Annotated in this window: 13 protein-coding genes; 8 read left to right on the top strand and 5 right to left on the bottom strand. The window is 73.2% G+C overall.

Translation table 11 applies throughout. The annotated features are described in order from the left end of the window. Window positions 1–125: 125 nt before the first annotated feature. Window positions 126–1,853 (top strand): bifunctional 3'-5' exonuclease/DNA polymerase, encoded by a 1,728-nt coding sequence (locus AB0P03_RS34415; protein WP_363618829.1) that lies wholly within the window; start codon window positions 126–128, stop codon window positions 1,851–1,853. A 110-nt stretch (window positions 1,854–1,963) separates the two neighbouring features. On the opposite strand, the gene dhaM is transcribed toward AB0P03_RS34415, so the two are convergent. After that, window positions 1,964–2,356 carry a dihydroxyacetone kinase phosphoryl donor subunit DhaM gene (gene dhaM / locus AB0P03_RS34410; protein ID WP_363588586.1) on the bottom strand — a complete coding sequence of 131 codons (393 nt, stop codon included), beginning with the start codon at window positions 2,354–2,356 and terminating at the stop codon, window positions 1,964–1,966. Window positions 2,357–2,513: 157 nt separating this feature from the next. Between dhaM and dhaK the strand changes: the two genes are divergently transcribed. Next, the gene (gene dhaK, locus AB0P03_RS34405) at window positions 2,514–3,509 is read left to right on the top strand and encodes a dihydroxyacetone kinase subunit DhaK (protein ID WP_363588584.1); all 996 of its coding nucleotides are present in this window, start codon (window positions 2,514–2,516) and stop codon (window positions 3,507–3,509) included. Between the two features lie 13 nt (window positions 3,510–3,522). Then, a complete protein-coding gene (dhaL, locus tag AB0P03_RS34400; protein WP_363588582.1) occupies window positions 3,523–4,173 on the top strand; it encodes a dihydroxyacetone kinase subunit DhaL in 651 nt (216 codons plus the stop codon). 84 nt (window positions 4,174–4,257) lie between these two features. Here dhaL and AB0P03_RS34395 read toward each other — a convergent pair whose 3' ends face one another. Next, window positions 4,258–5,430, bottom strand: a complete 1,173-nt coding sequence (locus AB0P03_RS34395) for a PP2C family protein-serine/threonine phosphatase (RefSeq protein ID WP_363588580.1) — start codon at window positions 5,428–5,430, stop codon at window positions 4,258–4,260. A 160-nt stretch (window positions 5,431–5,590) separates the two neighbouring features. Here AB0P03_RS34395 and AB0P03_RS34390 point away from each other — a divergent pair, with 160 nt between their 5' ends. From AB0P03_RS34390 to AB0P03_RS34380, 3 genes are all read left to right on the top strand, one after another. Further along, complete coding sequence (locus tag AB0P03_RS34390; protein ID WP_363588578.1) at window positions 5,591–6,529, top strand: PrsW family glutamic-type intramembrane protease; 939 nt, start codon at window positions 5,591–5,593, stop codon at window positions 6,527–6,529. Window positions 6,530–6,567: 38 nt separating this feature from the next. Further along, complete coding sequence (locus AB0P03_RS34385) at window positions 6,568–6,897, top strand: heavy-metal-associated domain-containing protein (protein WP_363588576.1); 330 nt, start codon at window positions 6,568–6,570, stop codon at window positions 6,895–6,897. An 87-nt stretch (window positions 6,898–6,984) separates the two neighbouring features. Further along, a complete protein-coding gene (locus tag AB0P03_RS34380; protein WP_363632516.1) occupies window positions 6,985–9,291 on the top strand; it encodes a heavy metal translocating P-type ATPase in 2,307 nt (768 codons plus the stop codon). A 71-nt stretch (window positions 9,292–9,362) separates the two neighbouring features. Here AB0P03_RS34380 and AB0P03_RS34375 read toward each other — a convergent pair whose 3' ends face one another. The 3 genes from AB0P03_RS34375 to AB0P03_RS34365 all read right to left on the bottom strand — a co-directional run bounded on the left by AB0P03_RS34375 (window position 9,363) and on the right by AB0P03_RS34365 (window position 14,368). Beyond that, window positions 9,363–10,082 (bottom strand): SDR family oxidoreductase, encoded by a 720-nt coding sequence (locus tag AB0P03_RS34375; protein WP_063349393.1) that lies wholly within the window; start codon window positions 10,080–10,082, stop codon window positions 9,363–9,365. Between the two features lie 536 nt (window positions 10,083–10,618). Then, a complete protein-coding gene (locus tag AB0P03_RS34370) occupies window positions 10,619–11,908 on the bottom strand; it encodes a citrate synthase (RefSeq protein ID WP_363632513.1) in 1,290 nt (429 codons plus the stop codon). Between the two features lie 225 nt (window positions 11,909–12,133). Continuing rightward, window positions 12,134–14,368 (bottom strand): ATP-dependent RecD-like DNA helicase, encoded by a 2,235-nt coding sequence (locus AB0P03_RS34365; RefSeq protein ID WP_363588570.1) that lies wholly within the window; start codon window positions 14,366–14,368, stop codon window positions 12,134–12,136. Window positions 14,369–14,589: 221 nt separating this feature from the next. Here AB0P03_RS34365 and AB0P03_RS34360 point away from each other — a divergent pair, with 221 nt between their 5' ends. Beyond that, window positions 14,590–15,381, top strand: a complete 792-nt coding sequence (locus AB0P03_RS34360) for a VOC family protein (protein ID WP_363632512.1) — start codon at window positions 14,590–14,592, stop codon at window positions 15,379–15,381. A 92-nt stretch (window positions 15,382–15,473) separates the two neighbouring features. After that, entirely contained in the window at window positions 15,474–15,926 is a 453-nt protein-coding gene (locus tag AB0P03_RS34355) for a GNAT family N-acetyltransferase (RefSeq protein WP_363588566.1), read from the top strand. Window positions 15,927–16,049 lie beyond the last annotated feature (123 nt).

The raw sequence follows: 16,049 nt of genomic DNA, 5'->3' as shown, positions 1-16,049 counted from the left end.
TGCCTATGCGCCCCCGCCCCCGTTGTCGTACCCACCCGTTAACGTCGAGCCCGGACACCCGAACGACCGCACACCCGTGCCCGTACCCGCACGCCAGAACAGCGCGCCGGAGAGGAGACGCCCCCGTGGCACCCAGGACGGCCCTCGCCCCCGACCCGCACGGCCCCGGCGGCCGGCTCCAGCCGCTCGACGACGCCGGCACCCCGCTCGGCCCGCCCGAGAAGGTCCCCGACCTCGCCGCCGCCGTCGCCGCCCGGGAGGCCGCCGGAAGCGGTGCGCCGGGGCCCCGCTGGGTGTGGGCCGCCACCGACAGCGCCTACGCGCCGCTGCTGCCCCGGCTGCCCGACCGGCTCGCCCGCTGCCACGACCTGCGCCTGGTCGAGGCCCTGCTGCTGGCGCACGAGGGCCGGTTCGGCGCGCCGCGCTCGCTCGGCGCCGCCTGGTCCCGGCTGCGCGGCCTGCCCGTCCCGGACGACCTGCCCGAGCCCGGCTCCGCCGAGGCCGACGACGGGCAGGACACCCTGTTCGCACCCGACCGGCTGCAACTGCCGCCCGGCGCGGACCCGCTGACCGCCGTCGTCGCCGTCCACGCCGAGCAGCAGCGCCGGATCGCCGCGATCGCCGACCCGGCCGCCCGGCACCGGTTCCGGCTGCTGGTCGCCGCCGAGTCCGCCGGCGCGCTGGTCGCCGCCGAGATGGCGCACGACGGGCTGCCCTGGCGCGCCGACGTCCACGACCAGCTGCTCACCGAACTCCTCGGCCCCCGCCCGACCGTCCCCGGCGCCCAGCCGAGACTGCTCGCCGACCTCGCCGCCGAACTCCAACAGGCCCTCGGCGGGCGCCCCTTCAACCCCGACTCGCACACCCAGGTGCTGCGCGCCTTCGCCGAGAACGGCATCCAGCTCGGCTCCACCCGCTCCTGGGAGCTCAAGGGCGTCACCCACCCGGCCGCCGCGCTGCTGATCCGCTACAAGGAGCTGTCCCGCATCCACGCCGCGCACGGCTGGGCCTGGCAGGACGCCTGGGCCCGCGGCGGCCGGTTCCGGCCCGAGTACGTGGTCGGCGGCGTGGTCTCCGGGCGCTGGGCCAGCCGCGGCGGCGGCGCGCTGCAGATCCCGCGCATCCTGCGCCGCGCCGTCGTCGCCGACCCGGGCTGGCTGCTGGTCGTCGCCGACGCCGCCCAACTGGAGCCCCGGGTGCTCGCCGCCCTCTCCCAGGACGCCGGGCTGGCCCGCACCGCCGCCGGCGGCGACCTGTACGAGGCGCTGGCCGCCAACGCCTTCCAGGGCGACCGCGACAAGGCCAAGCTCGGCCTGCTCGGCGCCATGTACGGGCAGACCAGCGGCGACATCGGCCCGCTGCTGAACACCCTGCGCCACCGCTACCCCGCCGCGATGGGCTACGTCGAGGCCGCCGCCCGCACCGGCGAGGACGGCGGGGTGGTCGCCTCCCGGCTGGGCCGGGTCTGCCCGCCCGCCTCCGCCGAGTTCCTCGACCTCACCGAGTCCCCCGACACGGCCGGCGAGGCCGGCGGCCGGCAGGCCCGCGCCCGCGGCCGCTTCACCCGCAACTTCGTCATCCAGGCCAGCGCCGCCGACTGGGCGCTCGCCCTGCTCGCCGCCCTGCGCCGCCGGCTGGGCGAGCTTCCGGTGGCCGGCCCGGCGGAGCGCCCGCACCTGGTGTTCTTCCAGCACGACGAGGTGATCGTGCACACCCCGGCCAACCTCGCCGACGAGGTGGCCGCCGCGGTCGCCGAGGCGGCCGACGAGGCCCGCCGCCTGGTGTTCGGCGACACCCCGGTCCGCTTCCCGCTCACCACGGCGGTGGTGGACTGCTACGCCGACGCCAAGTAGCCGCCCCGGCGTCACGGCCGCGGCATCACCGCTGTGGCCTTCACGACCGCGGCCTCGCCACGACGGCTTCACCATGACGGCCTCGCCACAACGGCCTCACAGCTGCGGCCTCACAGCTTCCGGAACGAGCGGGCCTCCTCGGCCGCCGCGACCACCTCCGCCAGCGCCGCCCCGGTCGAGGCGGTGACGGCGGCCGCCACCGCGCCCTCCACGAACGGCGCGTCCACCAGCCGCACGCCCGGGCGCGGCTCGTCCTCCAGCACCGTGACGGCGGTCAGCACCGAGCTGCCGAGATCCGGCAGCACGACCACGCCCGCCCCGCCGTCCGCCTCGGCGACGGCCCGCGCGATCAGGTCGTAGCTGGTGCCGAGCCCGCCGTCCTCCGTCCCCGCCGCGCACACCACCCGCACGCCGCCCGAGGCGAGTTCGGCGAGTAGCTCGCGCAGCCCGGCGGCCAGTCGGGCGCTGTGCGAGACCAGGACGATTCCCACGTGTTCGCTCATGCGACCGACCCTACGACCGACCCCGCGGCCGACGCCGCTACTCCGGGAGAGTGACTCGAATCCCGCGTGTCGCACCCCGTGCCCGCCGCCCCCGTCTGGCGTAGCGTCGGGGCAGCAGCGTCCACGGCCGACGACCCGCACAAGGGAGCGAAGAGCGTTGAAGAAGCTGATCAACACCCCGGAGAGCGTCCTGGAGGACGCGTTGGCCGGAGTGGCCGCCGCCCACCCCGAGCTGACGGTGGACATCCCCAACCGGGTGATCACCCGGGCCACCCGCCCGGCCGGGCCCAAGGTCGCGGTGATCTCCGGCGGCGGCTCCGGCCACGAGCCGCTGCACGGCGGCTTCGTCGGCCCCGGCATGCTGGACGCCGCCTGTCCCGGCGAGGTCTTCACCTCCCCGGTACCGGACCAGATGCTGGCCGCCGCCAAGGCCGTGGAGAGCGGCGCCGGCGTCGTCTTCATCGTGAAGAACTACACCGGCGACGTGATGAACTTCGAGCTCGCCGCCGAACTCGCCGCCGAGGAGGGCCTCGCGGTCCGCACCGTCCTGATCGATGACGACGTCGCGGTCGAGGACTCCACCTGGACGGCCGGCCGCCGCGGCACCGGGGCGACCGTCCTGGTCGAGAAGGCCACCGGAGCGCTGGCCGAACGCGGCGCCCCGCTCGACGAGGTGGCCGCCCTGGGCGAGCGGGTCAACGCCGCCTCCCGCTCCTTCGCCATCGCACTCACCGCGGCCACCACCCCGGCCGCCGGCAAGCCCGGCTTCGACCTGCCCGAGGACGAGATCGAGGTCGGCGTCGGCATCCACGGCGAGCCCGGCCGCCGCCGCGAGAAGCTGCGCCCGGCCCGCGCGCTGGCCGCCGAGGTGGTCGACACCGTCCTCGCCGACCACCACCTGGCCCCGGGTGACGAGGTGATCGCCCTGCTCAACGGCCTCGGCGCGACCCCCCTGCTGGAGCTGTACATCGCCTACGGCGAGGTCGCCGCCCGGCTCGCCGAGCGCGGCATCACGGTGGCCCGCAGCCTGGTCGGCAACTACGTCACCAGCCTGGACATGGCGGGCTTCTCGCTCACCCTCACCAAGGTCGACCCGCAGCTGCTGGAGCTGTGGGACGCGCCCGTCGACACCCCCGCCCTCAAGCGGGCCTGAGCCGGGAGACGTCATGGAATTCGACACCCCCCTCGCCGAGGCCTGGGTCCGCGCGATCGCCGCGGCCGTCGAGAAGGAGCAGGACCGGCTCACCGAGCTGGACTCGGCGATCGGCGACGGCGACCACGGCAGCAACCTCCGGCGCGGCTTCTCCGCCGCCCTGGCAGCCCTCGACGGCCTCCAGCCGGCCGGCCCGGGCGCCGTGCTCACCAAGGTGGGCAGCACGCTGATCTCCAAGGTCGGCGGCGCCTCCGGCCCGCTCTACGGCAAGGCCTTCCGCGCCATCGGCGCCGCCCTGCCCGATCCCGCCCCGCCCGGCTCCGCCGACCCCGTCGGCCCGGCCGCCGTCGCCGAGGCACTGGCGGCCGGCCTGGACGCCGTCCGCGCCCTCGGCAAGGCCGTGCCCGGGGACAAGACCATCGTCGACGCCTACACCCCGGCAGTCGCCGCCTTCCGCGCCGCGGCCGGCGCCGGGGCCGCCCTCCCCGAGGCGGCGTCGGCGGCCGCCGACGCCGCCGACCAGGGCGCCCGCGACACCGTTCCCCTCCAGGCCCGCAAGGGCCGCGCCTCCTACCTCGGCGAGCGCAGCATCGGCCACCAGGACCCGGGCGCCACCTCCACCGCCCTGCTCTTCCGCGCCCTCGCCGACGTCACCGCATCCTGAGAGACCCTCTCTCCTCGCGCGGGCGCCCGCGCGAGGAGAGAGGGTCTCTGGCCCTCAGCCGTCCGGCCCTCAGCCGCCTGGCCGTCAGCCGTCCGTCCTGGTGATCAGCAGCAGCAGGGCGTCGTCCCGCAGTTCCCCGCCCGTGTGCGCGAGCAGGTCCGCGTACACCCGCCCCACCGCCGCCTCCAGATCCCCTTCCGACCGTGTGGCGCCCCGCACCAGCGGCCCGACCCGCTCCGCCAGCGGGTAGAACTCCCCGCTCTTGCGGTGCCGCGCCTCGACCACCCCGTCCGTGCAGAGCACCAGGACGTCCTCCGCCCCGAACGGCTGGTCCCAGCTGGCCGGTTCGCCGGTCGCCAGCCGTCCGAGACCGAGCGGCACCCAGGGGTCGGGGGCGTCCAGCACGTGCGCCCGCCCGTCGCCGTCGACCCGGATCGGCGGAACGTGCCCGTACTGCAGCAGTTCCATCACCCCGGGCGTGCGGAACTCCGCGAACAGCGCGGTGGTGAACTCCCCGTCCGGGACGTGCCGCTCGACGCTGGCCTCGATCCGCGCCGCGACGCCCCGCAGCCCGGCCTCGTCGTACGCGGCCTCCCGGAACGCGCCCAGCACCACGGCCGCGGTCTGCACGGCGGAGAGCCCCTTGCCCCGGACGTCCCCGACCGCGACCCGGGTGCCGTGCGGTGTCTCCAGCACCGAGTACAGGTCCCCGCCGATCCGTGAGGCGTCGGCCGCCGACACGTACCGGACGGCCAGCCGCAGCGGCCCGACGGCCGGCCCGGGCAGCCGCAGCAGGGCCCGCTGGGCGGCCTCGGCGACGGAGCTGACGGCCGCGAAGGCCGCCGCGCGCCGCATCCGGATCTTGGCGACCCAGGCGGAGAAGACCGTCAGCACGGCGTAGCTGACCATCGCACCGTAAAGGAAGCGTGCGTCGTTGATGTTGTCGACCTGGTCGTAGTGGCTGAGCCCGAAGACCGCGAGCAGACCGAGCGCGCAGACGGCGAGCAGTTCGCCCGGTCTGAGGGTGAGCGCGGCGGCGGCCGGGACGACGGTCATCAGCGGTGCCAGGTAGCGGTCCTTGCCGGAGAGGAGGTCAGCGAGTGCGACCAGGAGCACGGCGAGCAGCGCCGGGCTGGCGCGCCGCCAGAACGGCACGTCCTGGAGGTCGGCGGCCAGCAGGGCGCCGCGCCGCCGGTCCGGCGGCAGCCCGGCGGCGCTGGGGGCCGAGGGGGACTGGGCACGGCGGGTCGGGAACACATACCGAACATAAGGGACGTTCGCGGCGCCCACCCGCCCGCCTACCGCGTTTCCGTCCACCGCGTCCGCCGACCCGCCGCACGAGCGCCCCGATCGCCCCCAAATGCCCCATTTGTCATACAGTTCGACCAAAGCGGCTACCCCGAGGAGGCCCCGTCCGGTGTCCGGCTACCGCAACACCCCCCGCATCTCCGACGCCCCGGCCCGCACGACGGCCACGTCCGACCACTGGCTGAAGGTCTTCGCCGTCGGCCTGCTGCTCTGGGGCGCCACCGTCGTCGTCACGTTCCTCACCGGGAACAGCAACCTCGTCCCGACGATCGTGCTGCTCGGCAGCTTCCTGGTCCCGGCCACCCTGGTGATCTGGGCCTACGAGCGCTACGCCGGCGACCTCGGCCCGGACCGGCTCTTCGCCTGCTTCGGCATCGGCGGCATCATCGGCGTCCTGGGCGCCTCGGTGCTGGAGAGCTACCTGGTCTCGCCCTCGGCCTGGATGTACGTCACCGTCGGCCTGATCGAGGAGGCGGCCAAGCTGGCCGCCCTGGTCATGGTGAGCCGCCGGCTGCGGGTCAGCGGGCTGCGGCACGGGCTGGTGCTCGGCGCCACCGTCGGCGCGGGGTTCGCCGCGTTCGAGAGCGCCGGGTACGCGTTCAACGCCGTGCTGAGCATCCAGGGACTCTCGCTCGAGGACCTGGTCGAGACGGAGATCCTGCGCGGGGTGCTCGCGCCGGTCGGCCACATCCTGTGGACGGCGATCATCGGCGGGGTGCTGTTCAGCGAGCGCCGCGGCGGGCGGTTCCGCTTCACCACCCCGGTCGTCGTCACCTACCTGGGCGTATCGGTGCTGCACGCGCTCTGGGACAGCACGAGCGGCATCGCCGTCTGGCTGGTCGCCAAGACCACCGCGAGCTCCTGGCAGCGCGCGCTGTTCGAGCTCGGCCACATGCCCGATCCCACCAGCGAGCAGGTGCACCTGTACACCCTCTACGACACGGCCGGACTGCTCGTGGTCTCCTTGGGCGGGCTGCTCTGGCTGCGGCTGCTGATCCGGCGCGAGCGCGCGCCGATCCCGGCTCAGCTCCCGGCCTCCCCGGCCTGAGGCGGTCCGGCGCATACGCTCGACCGGCGCACGCGTCCGTGACGCGCGCCACTTCACCCGCCCCTCCCGGAAATACCCCTGAGGGGTATGGTGTTGTCAGAGTAGAGCCCGGGCCGACGCCCGGGGCGCCACACCTCCCGGAGGCCCGGATGTCCAGCACCACCACCTACACCGTGACCGGCATGAGCTGCGGCCACTGCGAGAAGGCGATCAGCGAGGAGCTCTCCGCCCTCACCGGCGTCACCGAGGTCGCCGCCGACTCCAAGGCCGGCACCGTGACGGTCTCCTCCCTCGCCCCGCTGGACGACGACCAGGTCCGCAGCGCCGTCGACGAGGCCGGCTACGAACTGGTCGGCCGCAGCGCCTAGGCCTCCCTGCACACCCGGTACGGCGGGGCCCGGGCAGCGGACCCCGCCGTACACCCCCACCGAGGAGCTGCCGAGGAGCCGATCCGCATGAGCGAGCGAAGCGAACTGGTCACCACCGCCCCCGGCGTCCAGGGCACCCCCGGGGTCCGGGACCGGGTCGAGCTGTCGATCGGCGGCATGACCTGCGCCTCCTGCGCGACCCGGATCGAGAAGAAGCTCAACCGGATGGACGGCGTCGAAGCCACCGTCAACCTCGCCACCGAGAAGGCCCGGGTCGACTACGGCCCCGGGGTGACGGTCGAGGACCTGATCGCCACCGTCGAGCGCACCGGCTACACCGCCGAGCTCCCGCCGCCCCCGGCCCCCGCCCTCCCGACCGGCGCCGACGCCGACGTCAGTAGCGGTGCCGGTACCGACACCGCCGACCCGCTGTACGACCGACTGCTGATCAGCGCCGTCCTCAGCGTCCCGGTGGTCATGCTGTCGATGATCCCGGCCCTCCAGTTCGCCAACTGGCAGTGGCTCGCCTTCGCCCTCACCGGCCCGGTCGTGGTCTACGGCGGCCTGCCGTTCCACCGCGCCGCCTGGACCAACCTCAAGCACGGCGCCGCGACCATGGACACCCTGGTCTCGCTCGGCACCCTGGCCGCCTTCGGCTGGTCCTTCTGGGCACTGTTCTGGGGCCACGCGGGCCTGCCCGGCATGCACCACGACTTCTCACTGGCGATCGGCGACACCGACGCCTCGTCCACCCTCTACCTGGAGACGGCCGCCGCCGTCACCGTGCTGATCCTGCTCGGCCGCCACCTGGAGGCCCGCTCCAAGCGCCGGGCCGGGGCCGCCCTGCACGCCCTGCTCGACCTCGGCGCCAAGGACGTCACCGTGCTGCGCGGCGGGGCCGAGGTCCGGATCCCGGTCGGCGGCCTGGCCGTGGGCGACCGGTTCGTGGTCCGGCCGGGCGAGAAGATCGCCACCGACGGCACGGTGGTCGAGGGCGGATCGGCGGTGGACGCCTCGATGCTCACCGGCGAATCCGTACCGGTCGAGGTCGGCGTCGGCGACCAGGTCACCGGCGCCACCGTCAACGCCGGCGGCCGGCTGGTCGTCGAGGCCACCCGGATCGGCGCGGACACCCAGCTGTCCCGGATGGCCCGACTGGTCGAAGAGGCCCAGAACGGCAAGGCCGCCGCCCAGCGCCTCGCCGACCGGATCTCCGCCGTCTTCGTCCCGGTCGTCATCCTGCTCGCGCTCGCCACCCTGGTCGGCTGGCTCCTGGCCGCCGACAGCCCCACCGAGGCGTTCACCGCCGCCGTGGCCGTGCTGATCATCGCCTGCCCGTGCGCCCTGGGCCTGGCCACCCCGACCGCGCTCATGGTCGGCACCGGCCGCGGCGCCCAGCTGGGCATCCTGATCAAGGGCCCCGAAGTACTGGAGACCACCCGCAAGGTCGACACCGTCGTCCTGGACAAGACCGGCACCGTCACCACCGGCCGGATGACCCTGCTCGCCGTGCACACCGCCGAGGGCGTCGGCGAGACCGAGGCGCTGCGCCTGGCCGGCGCCCTGGAGCACGCCTCCGAGCACCCGATCGCCGCCGCGATCGCCACCGCCGCCGCGGAGCGGACCGGCGCGCTGCCGCCGGTCGAGGACTTCCGCAACCTCCCCGGAAGGGGCGTGCAGGGCGTCGTCGAGGGCCGGGCGGTGGTGGCCGGGCGCGAGGCCCTGCTCGCCGACCGGGCCCAGCACCTGCCGCCCGTCCTGGCCCGCGCCAAGGCCGCGGCCGAGGCGGCCGGGCGGACCGCGATCGCGGTGGGCTGGGACGGCGAGGCCCGGGCCGTCCTGGAGGTCGCGGACGCGGTCAGGCCGACCAGCGCCGAGGCGATCGCCCGGCTGCGCGCGCTGGGCCTGCGTCCGGTGCTGCTGACCGGCGACAACCGGGCGGTCGCCGAGGCCGTCGCGGCCGAGGTCGGCATCGCCCCGGCGGACGTGGTCGCCGAGGTGCTGCCCGAGGACAAGGTCGCCACCGTCAAGCGGCTCCAGGCCGAAGGCAGGGTCGTGGCGATGGTCGGCGACGGCGTCAACGACGCGGCCGCCCTCGCCCAGGCCGACCTGGGCCTGGCGATGGGCACCGGCACCGACGCCGCGATCGAGGCCGGCGACCTCACCCTGGTCCGCGGCGACCTGCGCTCGGCGGCCGACGCCATCCGGCTCTCCCGCCGCACGCTCGGCACCATCAAGGGCAACCTGTGCTGGGCCTTCGGCTACAACGTGGCAGCGATCCCGCTGGCCGCCGCCGGGCTGCTCAACCCGATGATCGCGGGGGCCGCGATGGCCTTCTCCTCGGTCTTCGTGGTCACCAACAGCCTGCGCCTGCGCCGCTTCCAGCCCGCCTGACCCGCCCACGCGACGCGGAAGGGCCCGGACCGCCCGGTCCGGACCCTTCCCAGCGCCAACGCGCCGACGCGTCAGCGCCCGAGCAGCTCGCCGCCGTTGCAGTGCAGGATCTCGCCGGTGATGAACCCGGCCTCGGGCGAGGCCAGGAAGTAGACCGCGGCCGCGACCTCACCGGTCTCCCCGATCCGGCCCAGCAGGGTGCGGGCCGCCCGGCGGGAGACCTCGGCCTCGTCCAGCCGGGGGCCGAAGAACTCGGTGCCGGCCACCGTCCCGGGCGCGACGATGTTGGCGGTGATCCCGGAGGTGCCCAACTGGGCGGCCAGGAAGTGGTTCCAGGCGTGCAGCGAGGCCTTCGCCGCGCCGAACGAGCCGGCCCCGCGCAGGGCGGCGATCGAGCTGATGGTGACCACCCGGCCGGCGCCGGGGGTGAGCCGGTCCCGGATCGACTCGGTGAGCAGCACCACGGTCAGCACGTTGCGCTCGAAGTCACCGCGCCAGCGGGCCAGCAGGGCGTGCGGCCCGGCGCCGATCACGGTCTCCCGGCTGCCGGCGTTGTTGACCAGGACGTCGATCCGCTCGGGCAGTTCGGCGAGCGCGGCCTCGACGGCATCGGGGTCGGCGAGATCGCACACCAGCGGGGTGACGTTCGGCCCGAGGTCCGCCGCGGCCTTCTCCAGGACCGCGCGGCGGCGGCCCACGATCACGACCCGTTCGCCCGCCTCGGCGAACCGCCGCGCGACTTCGTACCCGATTCCCGTGCCACCGCCGGTGACAACGACGTTCCTGGCCATCTGCGCACTCCCTCCCCAGCTCCGCCGCCACGCTGCGAGGGTGCGGGACGGTCCGTACCGGAATGCCACGATTCCTATCACGCTCGGTTGCCGTGACTGCGGGGAGGGTGACGTCGCGCGCGCGGGAACGTGTGATATGGGCTCGGCACGACGTGCACACGGAGCGTGGCGAGAGGCAGCTCACACCCCCCGGGCGTAACTTCTCGCACCCTGATACGTCTTAGGTTGGTAGTGCGGCAGTTTTCCGATGGGCGGAGACGCGACGAACGGCAATGCGTCCCCGCGCTTCCACCGACTGCCGCCGACGGGGCTCCGGCGGGCCCCGGGACGGTCGTCGACCTTGACGGCCTTCGCGCACGACGCCGGGGTTGCGGCGGGTCAGGGACGCTTTGAGCGGCCGTCCCCGGCTTCGGCCCGGCCCCGGAGTCGTGCGCCGTACGGTTCCGTCCCCGCGCGGGCGCCCACCCGGGCCCACCGCACGGGGACGCGGAAGGGCCCGGCCGCCAGATGGCGGCCGGGCCCTTCCGGGTGCAGCGTCAGCGGTCGCCGAGGGCGACGTAGTCGCGGATCTCGACGCCGGTGTAGATCTGGCGCGGACGGCCGATCCGGCTGGTCGGGTCGTTGATCATCTCGTGCCAGTGGGCGATCCAGCCCGGCAGCCGGCCGAGGGCGAACAGCACGGTGAACATGCTGGTCGGGAAGCCCATGGCGCGGTAGATCAGGCCGGTGTAGAAGTCCACGTTCGGGTAGAGCTTGCGCGAGATGAAGAAGTCGTCCTTGAGGGCGTGCTCCTCCAGCTTGAGCGCGATGTTCAGCAGCTCGTCGTTCTTGCCGAGCTGGCCGAGGACCTCGTGCGCGAGCAGCTTGACCTGCGCGGCGCGCGGGTCGAAGGCCTTGTAGACGCGGTGGCCGAAGCCCATCAGCTTGACGCCGGCTTCCTTGTTCTTCACCTTCGTGATGAACGCGTCGACGTCGCCGCCGTCCTTCTGGATGCTCTCCAGCATCTCCAGCACGGCCTGGTTGGCGCCGCCGTGCAGCGGGCCCCAGAGCGCCGAGATGCCCGCCGAGATCGAGGCGAACAGGTTGGCGTGGCTGGAGCCGACCAGGCGCACGGTGGAGGTCGAGCAGTTCTGCTCGTGGTCCGCGTGCAGGATGAGCAGCTTGTCCAGGGCGTTGACGATCACCGGGTTGAGCTCGTAGTCCTCGGCGGGGACGGCGAAGGTCATCCGCAGGAGGTTCTCGACGTAGCTCAGGTCGTTGCGCGGGTAGACGAAGGGCTGGCCCATCGCCTTCTTGTACGCGTAGGCGGCGATCGTCGGCAGCTTGGCGAGCAGGCGGACGGTCGACAGGTGGCGCTGGCCGGCGTCGAACGGGTTGTGGCTCTCCGGGTAGAACGTGGAGAGCGCGCCGACCACCGAGGACAGCATGGCCATCGGGTGGGCGTCCCGCGGGAAGCCCTGGAAGAAGCGCTTGACGTCCTCGTGCAGCAGGGTGTGCTGGGTGATCTCGCGGTTGAACTCGGCCAGCTGGACCGCGTTGGGCAGCTCACCGTTGATCAGGAGGTACGCGGTCTCGATGAAGCCGCCCTGCCCTGCGAGCTGCTCGATCGGGTAGCCGCGGTACCGCAGGATGCCGTTGTCACCGTCCACGAAGGTGATCGCGGACTTGTACGCGGCGGTGTTACCGAAGCCGTTGTCCAGGGTGACCAGGCCGGTCTGCGGGAGCAGCTTCGAGATGTCGAAGCCGGCGTTGCCCGCAGTGCTCTCGACGACGGGGTACTCGTACTCGCCGTCCTGGTACCGCAGTACTACCGAGTTGTCGCTCACGTCTTCCTCACCGACGAAATGAATCCTCTTCCAAGGTGCCCTGACTGTCTCTACCATCCCCCATCTGGAGGACAGCCGCGCACCCGGGGTGGCCCGAAAGGGCCCGCCCCTACAAAACCTGCTGCCGCAGCCGGTACGAACCGGACAAGATCGGCACCACCCTAGGCTCTGCCGTAAATCTCTTCACGTCAAGAGAACATTAGAGGCAACCATCCTGTTGGATAATCATCCAGTTGCCAGTCGATGATCGAGCGCCGCATGCCGTCGACCTGCACTGACGGTTCGCACGGCCTGGGCGATCGCCTTCCGTGACCCCACCAGTACCACCAGTTTCCTGGCCCTGGTCACAGCGGTGTAGAGCAGGTTTCGCTGGAGCATCATCCAAGCGGACATGGTGACCGGAATCACCACGACCGGGTACTCGCTGCCCTGCGAGCGGTGGATCGTGACCGCGTACGCGTGGGCCAGCTCGTCCAGTTCGTCGAAGTCGTACGGCACCTCCTCGTCCTCGTCGGTGAGCACCGTCAACCGCTGGTCGTCCACGCTGAGGGCGGTCACCACTCCCACTGTGCCGTTGAAGACCCCGTTGCGCCCCTTGTCGTAGTTGTTGCGCACCTGCGTGACCTTGTCCCCCACCCGGAACGTGCGCCCGCCGAACCGCCGCTCCGCCAGCCCCTCCCGGGCCGGCGTCACCGCCCCCTGGAGCAGCGTGTTCAGGTTCCCCGCCCCGGCCGGACCCCGGTGCATCGGCGCCAGCACCTGGACGTCCCGCCGCGGGTCGAAGCCGAACCGCTGCGGGATCCGCCGCGCCACCACGTCCACCGTCAGGCCGGCCGCCAGCTCCGCGTCGTCCTCCGCGAACAGGAAGAAGTCCGGCAGACCGTCCGTCAGCGGCGGCCTCCCCTCGTTGATCCGGTGCGCGTTCGTCACCACCCCCGACTGCTGGGCCTGCCGGAAGATCCTGGTCAGCCGCACCGACGGGATCGGGCCGCCCTCCGCCAGCAGGTCCCGCAACACCTCGCCGGCGCCCACCGACGGCAGCTGGTCCACGTCCCCCACGAACAACAGGTGCGCCCCCGGCGGCACCGCCTTGACCAGCTTGTTCGCCAGGATCAGATCCAGCATCGAGGCCTCGTCCACCACCACCAGATCGGCGTCCAGCGGCCGGTCCCGGTCGTACGCGGCGTCCCCGCCCGGTTTCAGCTCCAGCAGCCGGTGCACCGTCGAGGCCTCCGCCCCGGTCAGCTCCGCCAGCCGCTTCGCCGCCCGCCCGGTCGGCGCCGCCAGCACCACCTTCGCCCGCTTGGCCAGCGCCAGCGTCACGATCGACTTCACCGTGAACGACTTGCCGCAGCCCGGACCACCCGTCAGCACCGCGACCCGCTCGGTCAGCGCCAGGCGCACCGCTTGCTCCTGCTCCGGCGCGAGATCGGCCCCGGTGCGCTTCGCCAGCCACTCCAGCGCCACCGGCCAGTCCACCCCGCCGAACCACGGCATCCGGTCGGAATCCGAACGCAGCAACCGCAGCAGCTGGTTGGCCAGCGAGATCTCCGCCCGGTGGAACGGCACCAGGTACACCGCGGTGATCGCCTCGCCCGCCTCCCCCGGCACCGACTCCCGCACCACCCCCTCCGCCGCGACCAGCTCCGCCAGGCAGTCGATCACCAGGCCCACGTCCACCTGCAGCAGCTTCACGCCGTCCGCGATCAGCCGCTCCTCCGGCAGGTAGCAGTGCCCCTGGTCGCTGCTCTGCGACAGCGCGTACTGCAACCCCGCCTTCACCCGCTCCGGGCTGTCGTGCGGGATCCCCACCGCCTGGGCGATCCGGTCCGCCGTCAGGAAGCCGATCCCCCACACGTCCGACGCCAGCCGGTACGGCTCGTTCCTCACCACTCCGATCGAGGCGTCGCCGTACTGCTTGTAGATCCGCACCGCGAGCGAGGTCGACACCCCGACCCCCTGGAGGAAGACCATCACCTCCTTGATGGCCTTCTGCTCCTCCCAGGCCGCCGCGATCTTCTTCGTCCGCTTCGGCCCCAGCCCCGGCACCTCGATCAGCCGGCCCGGCTCGTTCTCGATCACCTCCAGGGTGTCCACCCCGAAGCGCTCCACGATCCGCTCGGCGAACCGCGGCCCGATCCCCTTGATCAGCCCCGAACCCAGGTACCGCTGGATGCCCTGCACCGTCGCCGGCAGCACCGTCGTGTAGTTCTCCACCGTGAACTGCCGTCCGTACTGCGGATGCGAGCCCCACCGCCCGTGCAGCCGCAGCGACTCCCCCACCTGGGCTCCCAGCAGCGCGCCCACCACCGTCAGCAGGTCGTTCCCACCCCTGCCGGTGTCCACCCGGGCCACCGTGTAACCGGTGTCCTCGTTGGCGTACGTGATCCGCTCCAGCACGCCCTCGACCTGCGCGAGCTGGCGCGGCGCCTCCTGCCCCGACTGCGCCTGCCTGGCCACCGGAACCCCCTTCGACCGGTACGGGTGGACCTTTCGTTACGCACCGTACCGCCCGGCCACGACAAGCCCGCACCCGCGCCGGACCACCCCCGCGGCGGGACCGCCTCCGGGCCCCTGCCGAGCAGCGCCCCGCCGTGCAGCGCCCCCGCCGAGGTGCCAGGCTGGGACGGGCAGGGGGGCACGATCGCGCCCGTACGGGCCCCGTCCGAGGAGCAGTGCCCATGCTCAACACCTCCTTCCGCCCCGGCTCCCCCGACTGGCTCGACCTGGGCAGTCCCGACACCCGGGCTTCCGTCGACTTCTACACCGCCCTGTTCGGCTGGACCTTCGACCCGGCCGGCCCCGAAGCCGGCGGGTACGGCTTCTTCCAGCTCGACGGCCGGACGGTCGCCGCCCTCGGGCCGCTCGCCGAGGAGGGCTCCCTGCCCGCCTGGACGCTGTACTTCGCCACCCTCGACGCCGACCGCACCACCGAACTCGTCGAACAGGCCGGCGGGCACGTCCGGTTCACCCCCTTCGACGTCTTCACCGCGGGCCGGATGGCCGGCTACACCGACCCGACCGGCGCCGAGTTCGCCGTCTGGCAGCCGCACGACACCCACGGCCTGGAGGTCGTCAACGAGGAGGGCAGCCTCTGCTGGGCCGAGTGCTACAGCGTCGACGCCGAACGCGCCAAGACCTTCTACCGGACCGTCTTCAGCTGGCAGGAACAGGACGTGCCGCTCGAAGGCACCTCCTACACCGTCCTCACCCCCGCCGGCGCCGGCAGCGACGACGCCCACGGCGGCATCATGCAGCTCGGCCCCGAACAGACCGCCCGCGGCACCACCTCGCACTGGCTCCCCTACTTCGAGGTTCCCAACGTGGACGCCAGCCTCGCCATCGCCGACAAGCTCGGGGCCACCGTGCGGATTCGCGCCATGGACGTCCACGGCGTGGGCCGCCTCGCCCAGTTCCACGACCCGCACGGCGCCGTCTTCGCCGTCATCACCAGTGCCAAGCCCGGGGAGTGACGGCAAATCACCCCCGAGAAGGGGCCTGAGGGGGCTCTACGGGCAGTGGCGGCGGAGGTGCGGGGAAACAGGGCGCGCCTATCCTCTGATCAATGACTGACCTGACGATCCGCCGGGCCACCGCAGAGGACCTGCCGGCGCTAGTGGCCATGCTCGCCGACGACGCCCTGGGTGCCACCCGCGAGAGCCCCGACGACCTCACCCCGTACCGTGCCGCCTTCGCCCGCGTCGACGGCGACCCGCACCAGCACCTGGTCGCCGCCGAGCGCGCCGGCCGGACCGTCGGCACCCTGCAGCTGACCGTGATCCCCGGCATCTCCCGGAAGGGCTCCACCCGGACCGTCATCGAGGCCGTCCGCATCCACGCCGACGAGCGGGGCAGCGGCCTCGGCACCGAACTGATCCAGTGGGCGATCGAGCGTTCCCGCGAACTCGGCGCCGACCTCGTCCAGCTCACCTCCGACGCGACCCGCACCGACGCCCACCGCTTCTACGAGAAGCTCGGCTTCGTCCCGTCGCACGTCGGATTCAAGCTCCAGCTCTGAGGCCTTGAAGTTCCAAAGCCGCGGAAACGCAAAAAGACCCCCTCCCGGACGGGAGGGGGTCTTTTCGGAATAATTGTTCGGCGGCGTCCTACTCTCCCACAGGGTCCCCCCTGCAGTACCATC

This window comes from Kitasatospora sp. NPDC088779 (assembly GCF_040685395.1).
In the GTDB taxonomy this organism is placed as follows: domain Bacteria; phylum Actinomycetota; class Actinomycetes; order Streptomycetales; family Streptomycetaceae; genus Kitasatospora.
Note: the sequence above shows the minus strand (reverse complement) of the source record. Positions and strands in the feature narration are given on the sequence as shown.